Origin of the sequence: Ectothiorhodospira lacustris (assembly GCF_022227845.1) — a bacterium.
GTDB classification, from domain to species: Bacteria; Pseudomonadota; Gammaproteobacteria; order Ectothiorhodospirales; family Ectothiorhodospiraceae; genus Ectothiorhodospira; species Ectothiorhodospira lacustris.
Map to the genome: position 1 here is coordinate 72,214 of NZ_JAJNQN010000013.1, position 12,635 is coordinate 84,848.

A 12,635-nucleotide genomic window follows, 5' to 3' on the forward strand; every position below is an offset into this window, starting at 1 on the left:
CGGCAAACCTGGAACTATCGCCTGTTTATTGTTTCTTGCTCCAAAAATGCGCCGCAAGCAATCGCAACTCCGAGGCCAGCCCCGCCACCCCCACCGCCAGAGCTTCAATGCTGCGGCTGTCCCGGGCATTGCTGTCGGCGGCCTCCCGGATACGGGTGATGCTGCGATTGATTTCCTCACTGACCACGCTTTGCTCATTCACCGCTGTGGCGATCTGGGTACTCATGTCCGTGATTGACTTCACGTCACGACTGATGGCCTCCAGCGAAACGGCGGCTTCGCGGGCCTGATCCACGCTCTTTTCCGCCTGATGAAGGCCCTGTTGCATCACGCTCACCGACGAACGAGCACCGGCCTGCAACTTCTGGATCATGACCTGAATCTCCCGGGTGGAGTTCTGGGTCCGGGTGGCCAGACTGCGCACCTCATCGGCCACCACGGCAAACCCCCGGCCATGCTCGCCGGCACGGGCGGCCTCAATGGCCGCATTCAGGGCCAGCAGATTGGTCTGCTCTGCAATCCCCCGGATGACCTCCAGCACGGCACTGATCTGGCTGCTGCTGTGCTCCAGGGCCTGAATCACCGAGGTGGCGCGCTTGACTTCCTGTGCCAGATGACGGATGGAGTCCTCGGTGGAAGCGACGACCTGCCCACCATGAGTGGAATTGCCGTCCGCCCGATCCGCCGCCTCGGCGGTGCTGCGGGCATTGTGGGCAACCTCCTGGACGCTGGCGGCCATCTGGTTCACCGCCGTCGCCACCTGATCCGTTTCCGCCTGTTGGCGCAGGATCTGTCCGGAGGCGGCCTGAACGGTGCTGACCATATGGTCGGCCTGAGTTGCCAGGCGGGTGGCGGCATCCGCCACCCGACCGACCGCCGCGCCGCGCTCGGATGCCAGCATGCGCAGCGCAAATTCGATTTCACCAAAGACATCCCGGCGACCGGTGTAGATATATTGGCCCAGAGGATTGACGGCGATGGCCCGGGCCTTTTCCTGCAGTGCCGACAGGGGCTGCACCTGCCACCCGGCCAGCATGAGGGCCAGCACCGTGGCCGGCCCCAGCGTGAACAGAGCGATCGACATCGGCGTCCCCAGCCACAGGGCACCCAGCAGTGCCATCACGCCGGCCAGGGCGATGCCCACGAGCAGGCGCAGACGCACACCCACCACGGGAATTTTCAAGGCAACGGGGGGATTGCCGGCCAGGACACGGGCATAGATTGCCGTCGCCCGGCTCACCAGATCCCGTTGGGGTTGGGTCCTGACTGACTGATACTCCTGCACCACCCCCTTCTGCAGGATCGGCATCACGAAGGCGCTGACCCAGTAGTGATCGCCGTTCTTGCATCGATTCCTGACCATCCCCATCCACGCCCGTCCGGCCTTGAGGCTGGACCACAGGTCCGTGAACGCCTCCGGGGGCATCTCGGGATGGCGCACTATGTTGTGGTTTTTACGCAACAACTCATCTTCGGTAAAACCGCTGATGGCGATGAAGTCATCGTTGACGTAACTGATGGCACCCTTGAGATCCGTGGTGGAAAGAATATTGGCCTTGTCCCCGAAGGACTGTTCCCTGCCGGTGATAGGGAAATTTTTTTTCATTGTGTGTTCGGATTCCGTAGCGGAAGACCAGCTTACAATCAGTACAACTCAAGGATCGCCTCCGGGACCGTCGAGTACTACCCGATGCCGGAGACGATGCCATGACACCGGGTATTACTTGACGGGAACGCCGATGAGCCACTCGTGCAGGAAGAAGGCGAAGATCAGGTAACCCACCAGACCGGCCGCGACCGTGATGGCGGTTCCTTTCAGGTTAGCGGCAGCGATCGTGGAACCCTGAGCCTGATCACGCCGGCGCAGGGAACGGAAGCACAGCACGGACCACACCAGGAAGGCACCGAACAGCAGAATATCCGCCAGCATGCCGTTGGCCAGCAGGTGCCCGAAGGCCCAGGCCTTGACGGCGATGACCATGGGATGCTTCACGGCCGCCTTGATGTGATTGCCCGGCACAAAGGCCGCCGCCAGGATGATGAAGGCCAGCAAAGACAGTAGGGCCGTCACGTGGGTCAGCCACTGGGGCGGATACCAGATGACGATGGGGCTCAGGCGGGCCAGGCCGTAGCCCCAGATGATGAGGATGAAGCCGATCAGGGAGACTGCACCGGCAAAGGCCATCCAACCCTTTTCACCCCATTGTTGGACACGGGCAGTGCGCCAGTCGTCGGCAAAGATACGCAGGGAATGAATCCCCAGAAACATCACCAGACCCAGGATAAGTACGATCACGGTTAATCCTTCCTTTGTTGGATGTTGACGGATGAAAGCCGGGGTATTTTAACCGAGACGGCAACCGGGCATGGGACCATGCCCGGTGGACACCAAACGGAAGGGTGATCAAACGGTCCTGATCACGAGGGCGTGTGATCCAGAAACAGTTCGCCCTCACGCAGATGGAAAACGCCCCCGACCGATTCCGACTCAATGCGCCGCGGCCTGTCTCCGATCCAGACCTCCACGCCGGGGTAGATGCGCTGTCTCACCAGGATGCAGGCACCCTCACTGCGCCCCATCTGGGCCAACAGGCTTTCCTTTCCCAGCTCCAATTCCCGGATATGACCCTGGGCCTCGACCAGGGTATTGTCGGCCCTGCGCAGGAAATCCGCCGCCACCCGCTCCGGATGAAGTTTGGCGAAGTGCAGGCTGCGAGACAATTCCTCCGCCAAGTGGGTCTGCTGCTCAATGCGTTGTTCCAGGGCACGGAACTGATCCCGCAACTCAGGATCGACCCCCGCCACCACCTGGGTATGAGGGGCGGCCGGTGATCCCAGCAGGCGGCACTCGATCAGTTCCCCGGCCCGCACCACACCGCCCACGATCTGTCCCTTGCGCGCCGCCGTGCTACCCACAACGATGGAATAAGTAGCGTTGATCCGGCAATGAAAGACCTGCTCCTGGACCACCACCTGCGCTGCCTGGACCCGGGCATTCTCCAGAAAATGGGCAGTGACCGTGCCGCCGGCCTTGAGCGATGCCGTGGGTCCGGCCTTGCCGTCCTGCTGTTCGTTCAGATGCAGCTGACCCACCACGCCATGCCTGACCTGGATATCCCCACCGGCCTCCAGAACGGCGCCTTCCACCATGCCGTTGACGATGATGTCGCCGCTGGCGGTCACCTTCATGCCGGACACCACATCACCGCGAATCAGTACACTGCCCTCAAAACTGAGATTGCCCGAAGACAGGTCCACTTTGTCGACCTGAAGGGATTCTTCGACGATGACGCCACGAGGCACCACCACGGGTGCCCCGGCGATGGTGGCCACCAGCAGAGCGGGATCATCGGGAGTGGGTGCGACATTGCGCAATACCGCAGCAAACGGGAACTCCCGGCCGGGGCGGGCCGGAATGACCTGACCCAGCAGGTTCGTGCCATGAGTCCCGGAGGTGGCCGGATGTCTGCGCATCAGGGGTGTGCCGGGGCTGACCTGGGGTACCTCGCCCAGGTCCCGGTAATCGGCCCGCCCTCGCTCGTCGATATGGGGCATGCGTCGGCGGGCCTCGGGGATCAGGGATTCAAACTCCGTGTCGCGCCCATGGATCGGGGGCGTGGCCCGGGCAATGACCGCTTCGCTACGTTCCATGCGGCCCGCCTGCACGGTTGCAACCAACGCACCCTCATCCAGGCCATGGACGATGGACTGCTGGGCGATGGCCTGGCGGACAACCTCCTCGTTGACCGCCGCCCCTCCCCTGGGTGGCGTAATCAGCAAGGTGGCCGTGTGCTTGCGGGCGTCCAGGGTCAGTCTGAAACTGCCGTCCATGCGGCGGGCAATGGGAAACTCCCGCTCGGTGAGTTCAGCCTCCGCATCGCCCATGGCTTCCAGCAACACGGCCATTTCCCGTGGGTCAATGGCCCACTCACCAAAACCGGCCTCCGCCAGGGCGGCGGTCAGCCGGGATTCATCCCCATCGTGCCAACGCCCTGGATCGATCCCGCCCACAAAGAGACGACCCGTTGCATCGTCCACGCGAAACGCCAGTCCGGCCGAAGTCATATCTTGTCCTGTGAGCCCGTGTTTATGGAATGAGTCTTAACACCCTCCAGGCAACGTGTCCATGACCTGTCGGACGTAGTAACCTGAATACCAGATGATCATCGATTCGCATACTCAGGAGCGGCGCACCCGGCCGCGCCCGAACTCCATGATCTCATCCGGCAAGGCCTGCAGCGATACGCTGCGATCCACCGCCTGCATTTTGACCGCCTCTCTGGGCATGCCGTAGACCACGCAAGATGCCTCGTCCTGAGCCAGGGTGAGCGCCCCCGCCTCGTGCATCTCCTTCAGCCCCCTGGCCCCGTCATCGCCCATGCCGGTCATGATGATACCCAAGGCGTTGCCCCCGGCACAGCGAGCCACGGACCGGAACAGAACATCCACGGAGGGACGATGACGGTTCACCACCGGCCCTTGGATCACGCTGACCCGGTACTGAGCACCACTGCGCTGCAGCGCCAGATGGAAACCGCCGGGGGCGATGAGGGCCAATCCGGGGATGACCCGGTCGCCATCCTGCGCCTCGCGAACCTCGATGGCACAGAGGCTATTTAGCCTGGCAGCAAAGGCGGCGGTAAATTTTTCCGGCATGTGCTGGACCACCACCAAACCCGGTGTGGTACGGGGAAGACGTGTGAGCAAGGATTCCAGGGCCTGAGTCCCCCCGGTAGAGGTACCGATGGCCACCACCTTGTCGGTGGTCTTGTACAGATGAGCGGACTCATTCGCGGGCATGGCCGCGTCCACGGGCGGCTTTTGAGATCCCCCCTGCGACACCATCGGTTTGCGCAGCCGGGCATTGGCCGCCGCCCTCACCGAGCGGATCAAGGAGTCCCCCGCGCCCATCAGAAACTGTTTGAGTCCAACGGTGGGCTTGGTCACCACCTCAACGGCACCGGCCGCCATGGCCTGCATGCTCACCCGGGCACCCTTTTCCGTCAGACTCGAACAGATCACGACCGGCGTGGGATGTTCGATCATCAGTTTCTTCAGGAAGGTGATGCCATCCATCCGAGGCATCTCGATGTCCAGCACCAGCACATCGGGCCACTCCCGATTCATCTTCTGCAGGGCAAAAATGGGATCGGCGGCTGTGGCGATCACCTGAATATCCGGTGCGGCGGACAGCACTTCGGAGAGGACCTGTCTGACGGTGGCGGAGTCATCCACCACCATCACCCGGATTGTCTTCATCATTTCTCGAATCCCAGGCGTACTTTACCGGGGTGAACGTAAACATCCTGCATGCCGGCGTTTTCTTTCGTGATCATCATGCGGAGACTTTCTGATAAACCGCCGGCGCCTTCTGCACCAGCTTGTGGTCGATACCGTTCAGGGTTTCGGAATGACCGACAAAAAGCCATCCACCGGTGCGCAGACGGCGGATCAACCGGTCCAGCACCTGCTGCTTGGTCTCCATGCTGAAATAGATCAACACATTGCGCAGAAAGATGACATCAAACTCTCCCACATCAGGGAGGACGTCATTGAGATTCATCGGCACAAACCGTACCTTTTCACGGAGCTTCGGGTCCACCAGCAAGTGCCCCGCATACTGCCCGGTTCCCTTGAGGCAAAATGTCTTCAAATAATGCTCGGGAATACCATCGGTACGGGTCATTTCGTAAAGTCCCCGACGGGCCTTGTCCAGAACACGGTGACTGATGTCGGAACCCAACACCTCCCAACCCTGCCAGCCCAGGATGTCCGCACAGGACATCGCCATGCTGTAGGCCTCTTCGCCGCTGGAGGCCGCTGCGCTCCAAAGCCTCAGCAACGGCGGCGAGGGGCGGCTGGTTCGATCACGACGGGGGCTCAGCACATGCTGTTGGAGCCAATGGAAGTGGCGCGGCTCACGGAAGAAGTACGTCTCGTTGGTGGTGAGCAGGTCTACCGCCAACTGGCGCTCGGCTGGATGCAGTTGCAGGAAACGATAATACGCCGTGAAGCTGGCCACACCATGATGCTCCAGCCGCTTGGACAGCCGTCCCTGCACCAACGCCTTCTTGGCGGGGGACAGGCTGATGCCCGCCAACTGGAAAATCAAACGCCGGAACTGGCCGAACTCATGATCCTTAAGTTCAATATCAGCCATGACAAACACCGGGGATAACCAGGCTATGCCCGGCTATCCGGCCCGAAATGAGTAGCCCCGGAAGGTAGAGAAGGCAGCTCTCCCACCTGGGACAGCAGCTGCATCTCTTCGCTGGAAAGAATCTGATCCAGCCGCAAGATGATGACGAAATCCTCTCCCACGCGGCCCATGCCCTGGATGAAATCGGTCCGTATCCGAGCCCCGAAAGTCGGCGGCGCCAGGACGTCGGCATCGGTGATTTCCAGCACTTCGTTGACCGCGTCCACCACCAGCCCCAGCACATGGGTCTCTTCCTGGGCATCCGTCAGTTCAACCAGAACGATACAGGTGCGTCGGTTGATCTGACTGGCGTTCTTGCCGAAACGACGGGCCAGATCAATCACCGGCACCACGGCACCGCGCAAATTGATCACCCCGCGAATAAAGTCCGGCACCATGGGTACGGAGGTCACCTTGTCGTACTCGATGATCTCCTTGATGTGCAAAATGCCGATCGCGTAGGTGTCCCCCTTGAGCATGAACGACAGATATTGCCTGAGGACGTCGCCCGCCGGATCCGGCGCCTGTTCCCTTGGTTTAAGTGCCTTCATCCTGGCCCCCTAAAAACGCACGAACTCGTTTTCATCGACAGGCTTCTCCAGATCACGATGATGACGAGATTCCTTGGAACGGGGCGGCTTGCCCGAGGATGACACCGGGCGGGCGGTCTTGCGTGGACTCTGAACCCGCTCCGAACGATCGTCACCCAGTCGGAAGAACCCCATGCTGCTCTGCAGTTCCTCGGCCTGACTACTCATTTCCTCGGCGGTGGCTGAAAGCTCTTCCGAAGCGGCGGCACTTTGCTGAGCCACCGTGTTGAGCTGGGTAATAGCGACGTTGATCTGACTCACGCCGCTGGCCTGTTCCTCGGAAGCAGAGCAGATCTCCTGCACCAGGTCGGAGGTACGGGTGATGGACGGCACCATTTCTTCCAGCAAACGTCCCGCCCGCTCGGCCATGTCCACCGAGTTGCCGGCCAGTTCTCCGATCTCCCGGGCCGCCACCTGGCTACGCTCGGCCAGCTTTCTCACCTCGGTGGCCACCACGGCAAACCCCTTGCCGTGGTCACCCGCCCGGGCTGCCTCAATGGCGGCGTTGAGTGCCAGAAGATTGGTCTGATACGCAATGTCATCGATGATGCCGATCTTGTCGGCGATGCTCTTCATTGCAATCACCGTCTTCTTGACCGCCTCCCCTCCCTCGACGGCTTCCTGAGCCGCCTTACCGGCCACACCATCGGTGACCCGGGCATTTTCCGTATTTTGACTGATCGAGGCACTCATCTGCTCCACCGAGGCACTTGTCTCCTCAAGACTGCTGGCCTGCTCCGTGGCGCCCTGACTGACTGACTGGGCCGTACTACTGACCTGTTCGGAAGCCGATGCCAAGCCATCGGCAGCCGCCCGCACCTCGGTGATGACCTGGGAGAGTTTCTCCACCATCCTCCCCATGGCCGTCAGCACCTGACCGGTTTCGTCGCGGGGCTGCGGATCAATATGGACCCGCATGTCCCCTTCGGAGAGCTGGCCGGCAATGCCCACCACGCGGCGCAAAGGACCGGCAATGGCATGGGCGATGAAAAACCCCAGGGCCAACCCCACCAGGACGCTCACAATGATCAAAACGGAAGTGAACAGGAGTGTGTTTTGATGGATGCCGTTCGCGGCCAGACTCAGCTGTTCAGCATTGGACTCCTTGATGCGACTGAGCTGGGTCAGCAACTGATCCAGTTCATCCCCCAAGGGACGGAGTTCCCCGGCAACGAACTGCCTTGTAGCCAGCTGCTGCTGTTCATCCTCACTCATCACCATCGCCACCAGCGTATCGATCATTCGTGCCCGCTCGGCCGTCAGGCTGTCGTAACGGGCGAACAACTGACGTGACTCATCGGTGTAAAACAGCGTTCGGACCTGCTGTATGTGCGCAGCCTCCTCGGCACCAAAAGCCCGGATATTCTGTATATGACGCTGGCGTTCCGCCGATGTCTCCGCAAGCAGCAGGTTGCGTATGGCCCGGCTACCGTTGAGCAGTTGAACGTTGGCCTCCTTGATCTCGGAAACCCCACGCAACTCGACCTCGTACATCTGGTCCGCGAGGCTGTCGATGCGGTTCATATTGCTGATCCCCACCCAACCGACCGTGGCAGTGAACAGCGCCATCAGGATGAAGGCTGAAACCAGCTTTACACCTACCCGCAGATTATTGAACCAAGCCATGTATCCTGCTCCCATTGTTATGACTGCGCGAACCCGTACGGCTCTGCGTCTCTTCCCTCAGCGCCAGGTCCATCAGCCCTGACACATCCAGCACCAGCGCCACCTCCCCCGAACCCAGGATGGTGGACCCGGAAACACCCGGCAGTCCGGCAAACAGGGAATCCAGAGGCTTGATGACCGCCTGTAACTGCCCTTTGAGGTCATCCACCAGCAAGCCCGCCTTGCGCCCCGCCCAATGCACCACCACCACATTGCGACGCCGTCCGCGCGGCCCCTGGAGCCGGAACAACTCCGTGAGCCGCAACAGGGGCAGGATCTCACCCCTCAGACTGAGCTGGTCATCCCCTCTTGCCTGAGCAGTGGCCGGCAGTTCCAGGCACTCCAGCACGGTATCCAGCGGCACCACGTAATCATTACCCGCGACGCTGACCAGAAAGCCGTCGATGATGGCCAGCGACAGGGGCAGACGAATACGAAATGTCGTACCTTCCCCCGGTCGACTCTCGATCTCAACGCTGCCCCTCAGGGCATCAATGTCACGGCGGACCACATCCATACCCACCCCGCGGCCGGACAGGTTGCTGACCTTGTGGGCGGTGGAAAAGCCAGGCTCAAAGATCAGGTTCCATACTGCGTTATCGTCCAGTTCCCTATCCTCCGGGATCACCCCCCGCTCCCGGGCCTTGGCCAGGATTCGCTCACGATCCAGCCCCCCGCCGTCATCGGAGACCTCCACCAGGACACTGCCTGCATCGTGCAAAGCGTTTAGACGCACCTGACCTTGATCCGGTTTTCCCTTCGCCCTGCGTTGCGCCGGAGACTCAATACCGTGATCCACCGCGTTCCGGATCAGGTGCGTCAGCGGATCAGAGAGACGTTCCACCACGCTCTTGTCCAACTGGGTATCTGCGCCATGAACAACCAGTTCGATGTCCTTGCCGGTTTCCTTGCACACATCGCGCACCACGCGTCTGAACCGGTTGAAGGTTTCACCGATCTCCACCATGCGCAGATTCATCGCGCTGTCGCGTATTTCATCCACCAGACGGGCAACTTCGTAGATGGATTCCATCAGTACACTGTCTTGCGTCTCCTTGGACTGGACGCGCAAGGCGGCACTGGCAATCACCAACTCACCCACTTGGTCGATCAAAAGGTCAAGCTTGTCTGCCCTTACCCTGAGCAGACGAGCATCCTGGGTCTGGCGCTTGCGTACCTCCTGCTGGCGATCCAGCGCGACGGCCACCACCTCCGGCTGAATGCATTGTTCCCTGACCAGGGCTTCGCCCAACAAGGGTGGATCCGTCGATTGTCCGGCCTGCAAGTCGAGCACATCCTCCAGTTCGCGCTGGGTAATGGCACCGCAACCCACCAGGATCTCCCCCAAACGCTGGACACCCTCGGGCAGTGATTCCATGAGCTTCCGGAAATCCGCCAAACGACTACCGGGAGGCAGGATGCGAATCCGGCTGTCCTCGCGGACAAAATCGAACACGCCTTCCAGGGTCGCCTTGTCCGCTTCACTGCGCAGGCGAATCTCGAATCCCAGATAACACTGCTCCGGGTCCATCTCCGCGGCCGGCGGAATGGCGTCGGTGAGGGTGAAAAGGTGGACGATCTCGCCCATTTTGGTGAGGTAATGAATGAACGAGAGCGGGTCCATGCCGTGGCGCAGGACATCGGGACCAAAACGCAGGGACAGATGCCAGACATCGTCATCGCTCTCCCCGTTCCGCCCCAGATTGACCACCGGATCTTCCAGGACCAGCGGGACCGCCCCGACGCCAGGCGGCGGCTCGGCGTCCAGGTCACTTCCCAAGTAATGCGCCAGTCGAGCGACCAATGCGGCTCCCTGCCCCAGGGTGGGACCGTCGGGGGATTCATCCCGCTCCACGGCATCAATGAGATTTTCAAGATGATCCCGACAGTCCATGAACAGGGTAATGAGTACGGAATCCATGGGTAAAAGGCCATCCCTGACCCGGTCCAGGACACTCTCGGCGTGGTGGGTGAAGGTGACGATCACATCCAGGCCGAACAGCCCGGCGGAGCCTTTGATGGTATGAGCCGCACGAAACAGGGCGTTGATGGCATCCGTATCCGACGGTATCTGCTTGAGAATACGCAAGGAATCTTCCATTTCCTCCAACAGTCCCCTGGCTTCCGCCAGAAAGGTGGGCAATGCATCGGACAGGCTCATGTCCGACCTCCGGAACCGTTGCAGTCATGCGGGATAAACATGGGGTCACCCAACTGACCGGCCAGGTCATACAACTCAAGCAATGCCAGTACGGGTGGACTGTGATCAGCCAGGGTCAGGTGACGTCCCATCGCCAGGGCCTCTTTCTTGATCAGAATGAGCAACTGAGCGCCGCTGGTGTCCATGTCTGTGACCTTGGCCAGGCTTACCGTCAGCGCTTCAAATTCATGCAGGATCTCCATGAATTTCTGCTTGATCTCCATGGCATGATAAATGGTCATCTCCCCTTCCAGCCTCAGGAGACAACGCCCTGCATCCTGTTCCAGTACCATTTCCATGCGCAGCTCTCCCGGCCAGTAGTCTCCGTCGCCTTCCGAATCGGCCGGGGTCACGGCCCCATGAGTTTCGCCACTGCGTCCAGCATCTGATTCGGCTGAAAGGGCTTGATGATCCAGGCCTTGGCACCAGCCTCCCTGCCGGCGGACTTTTTCGCGTCACCGGCTTCCGTGGTCAGCATGATGACCGGTGTGAATCGGTACTCCGGGCGAGCCTTGAATTCCTTCAGGAAACTGATACCGTCCATCCCCGGCATATTGACATCACTGATCACCAGGTTGACTCGCGCGCCATTCAACTTGGCGAGTGCATCCTTGCCATCAGAAGCCTCTATGACGGTATAACCGGCCCCCCGCAGCGTCATACCGACTACTTGCCGAATGGAGGCAGAGTCATCCACGATCATGACGGTTTTGCCCATGGCCTAATATCTCCTAGAAAAAGGTCACTTCAGTGGGTGCCGGTGAGCGGGACTTTCGTCCATGGTGATTGCTCAATTGCTCGGGCGTGGTATACCCCTGCTCCAGCGCAGAAAGCCATTTCTGCATATCCACCTGATCGCAGTCACCAGCCTTGATACGGGATGCAAGCCGTTCCATGTCCGCAACGACATGGCTGAGGATCTGAGAGACCCGGTCCTGGAATTGCAGGGATACGATGACGCCGCAGACCTCCTCGCGCACTTCATCGCTTTCCGTGCGCAGCAACCGGGTGGAAGCCTCAAGACCTTCCGTGACTTTCTGATAACGATCCATCACCGAGCGGATTGAGCGCTCGGCCTGTTCAACCAACTGCTTGTCTTGCGTGGAGAACGTTTCGGCGGCCTTGCGGGTTTCGTGAATGGCGGCGTTCACGGCGTGGACCTTCTCGGCAATGCTGCGGCCGGCCGTTCCCGACTGGGAAGACAGTGCGCGTACCTCATCGGCCACCACCGCGAATCCTCGGCCCTGCTCCCCGGCTCGGGCGGCTTCGATCGCCGCATTCAACGCCAGCAGATTGGTCTGAGACGCCACGGCGGATACGGAGTCGGCCATGCCTTCCATTTCCTTCGTAAAATCAGCTAGATCGCTGATCCTTGCCAGCAGGTCTTTCTTGGTTTCAAGGGCCTTGAAGAGCGTCTGCAGCACTTGGTCCAACTCCTGTCGACAGCTGCCCAGTGTGCCGAGCACACTCTCCCCCTGCTGACCACTGTGATCATGAGAGGATTCTAATGCGTGAGTAAGACGCTGATTGATATCATCAAAGCGACGGGCCAGATCATGAATGGCGGTTTCGGTGTGAGTCCGAGCCGAATCAACCTGGCGACTCCAGATGGGAACCACCGAGGCACTGAGCTTTTCCACCGGAGACAAACGCCGGGAATCCGGCCTCTGCGAGGAATTTTCCTGAATCTCCTTGAGATTGGCCGCCTCGGCCTTCACAAGCCTGGATAGCCAAATAAAGAGCGCCCAGGACGTCAGGAGCGAAATCAAAAAAAGGAGTAAAAGCGCCCAGAGAACGAAGGGACCATCCCCTAACAAGGCAAGGAGAAAACCGCCAAGACCACCGGTGAGTGCCGGCATCAAAGCAATCCATTTTCCTTGAACACCAGACACGTCCATAGTCATAGGATTCTCCGGAGGAGCTCAAGGCAAGACGCCCGTACCTTGAGCTGAAAACCAAAACACGACAGGCATCACCTAAT

General features: G+C 60.3%; 11 protein-coding genes. All 11 read right to left on the minus strand.

The features are described 5' to 3' along the window. Positions 1 to 25: 25 nt before the first annotated feature. The gene (locus LQ956_RS10570) at positions 26 to 1,606 is read right to left on the minus strand and encodes a methyl-accepting chemotaxis protein (RefSeq protein WP_238622318.1); all 1,581 of its coding nucleotides are present in this window, start codon (positions 1,604 to 1,606) and stop codon (positions 26 to 28) included. Positions 1,607 to 1,720: 114 nt separating this feature from the next. Continuing rightward, on the minus strand, positions 1,721 to 2,296 hold the full coding sequence (locus tag LQ956_RS10575; RefSeq protein WP_238622317.1) for an NnrU family protein: 576 nt from the start codon (positions 2,294 to 2,296) through the stop codon (positions 1,721 to 1,723). Positions 2,297 to 2,418: 122 nt separating this feature from the next. After that, the gene (locus LQ956_RS10580) at positions 2,419 to 4,065 is read right to left on the minus strand and encodes a flagellar assembly protein A (RefSeq protein ID WP_238622316.1); all 1,647 of its coding nucleotides are present in this window, start codon (positions 4,063 to 4,065) and stop codon (positions 2,419 to 2,421) included. A 114-nt stretch (positions 4,066 to 4,179) separates the two neighbouring features. Next, positions 4,180 to 5,262, minus strand: a complete 1,083-nt coding sequence (locus LQ956_RS10585) for a protein-glutamate methylesterase/protein-glutamine glutaminase (RefSeq protein WP_238622315.1) — start codon at positions 5,260 to 5,262, stop codon at positions 4,180 to 4,182. A 73-nt stretch (positions 5,263 to 5,335) separates the two neighbouring features. Then, positions 5,336 to 6,160 (minus strand): CheR family methyltransferase, encoded by an 825-nt coding sequence (locus LQ956_RS10590; protein WP_238622314.1) that lies wholly within the window; start codon positions 6,158 to 6,160, stop codon positions 5,336 to 5,338. Positions 6,161 to 6,183: 23 nt separating this feature from the next. Continuing rightward, positions 6,184 to 6,750 (minus strand): chemotaxis protein CheW, encoded by a 567-nt coding sequence (locus LQ956_RS10595; protein WP_238622313.1) that lies wholly within the window; start codon positions 6,748 to 6,750, stop codon positions 6,184 to 6,186. A 9-nt stretch (positions 6,751 to 6,759) separates the two neighbouring features. After that, entirely contained in the window at positions 6,760 to 8,415 is a 1,656-nt protein-coding gene (locus LQ956_RS10600) for a methyl-accepting chemotaxis protein (RefSeq protein WP_238622312.1), read from the minus strand. Further along, entirely contained in the window at positions 8,399 to 10,615 is a 2,217-nt protein-coding gene (locus LQ956_RS10605; RefSeq protein WP_238629950.1) for a chemotaxis protein CheA, read from the minus strand. The genes LQ956_RS10600 and LQ956_RS10605 overlap by 17 nt, the downstream gene beginning before the upstream one ends. After that, positions 10,612 to 11,007, minus strand: coding sequence for an STAS domain-containing protein (locus LQ956_RS10610; RefSeq protein WP_238622310.1), 396 nt, complete (start codon positions 11,005 to 11,007; stop codon positions 10,612 to 10,614). The genes LQ956_RS10605 and LQ956_RS10610 overlap by 4 nt, the downstream gene beginning before the upstream one ends. Then, positions 11,004 to 11,372, minus strand: a complete 369-nt coding sequence (locus LQ956_RS10615; RefSeq protein ID WP_238622309.1) for a response regulator — start codon at positions 11,370 to 11,372, stop codon at positions 11,004 to 11,006. The genes LQ956_RS10610 and LQ956_RS10615 overlap by 4 nt, the downstream gene beginning before the upstream one ends. A gap of 13 nt (positions 11,373 to 11,385) precedes the next feature. Next, entirely contained in the window at positions 11,386 to 12,558 is a 1,173-nt protein-coding gene (locus LQ956_RS10620; protein ID WP_238629949.1) for a methyl-accepting chemotaxis protein, read from the minus strand. Between the last annotated feature and the right edge of the window lie 77 nt (positions 12,559 to 12,635).

Excerpts from the sequence above, each read along its gene's own strand:
- LQ956_RS10580 (WP_238622316.1), bottom strand. The coding sequence starts at position 4,065 with ATGACTTCGGCCGGACTGGCGTTTCGCGTGGACGATGCAACGGGTCGT.
- LQ956_RS10570 (WP_238622318.1), bottom strand. The coding sequence starts at position 1,606 with ATGAAAAAAAATTTCCCTATCACCGGCAGGGAACAGTCCTTCGGGGAC.
- LQ956_RS10585 (WP_238622315.1), bottom strand. The coding sequence starts at position 5,262 with ATGATGAAGACAATCCGGGTGATGGTGGTGGATGACTCCGCCACCGTC.
- LQ956_RS10620 (WP_238629949.1), bottom strand. The coding sequence starts at position 12,558 with ATGACTATGGACGTGTCTGGTGTTCAAGGAAAATGGATTGCTTTGATG.
- LQ956_RS10615 (WP_238622309.1), bottom strand. The coding sequence starts at position 11,372 with ATGGGCAAAACCGTCATGATCGTGGATGACTCTGCCTCCATTCGGCAA.
- LQ956_RS10600 (WP_238622312.1), bottom strand. The coding sequence starts at position 8,415 with ATGGCTTGGTTCAATAATCTGCGGGTAGGTGTAAAGCTGGTTTCAGCC.
- LQ956_RS10595 (WP_238622313.1), bottom strand. The coding sequence starts at position 6,750 with ATGAAGGCACTTAAACCAAGGGAACAGGCGCCGGATCCGGCGGGCGAC.
- LQ956_RS10590 (WP_238622314.1), bottom strand. The coding sequence starts at position 6,160 with ATGGCTGATATTGAACTTAAGGATCATGAGTTCGGCCAGTTCCGGCGT.
- LQ956_RS10605 (WP_238629950.1), bottom strand. The coding sequence starts at position 10,615 with ATGAGCCTGTCCGATGCATTGCCCACCTTTCTGGCGGAAGCCAGGGGA.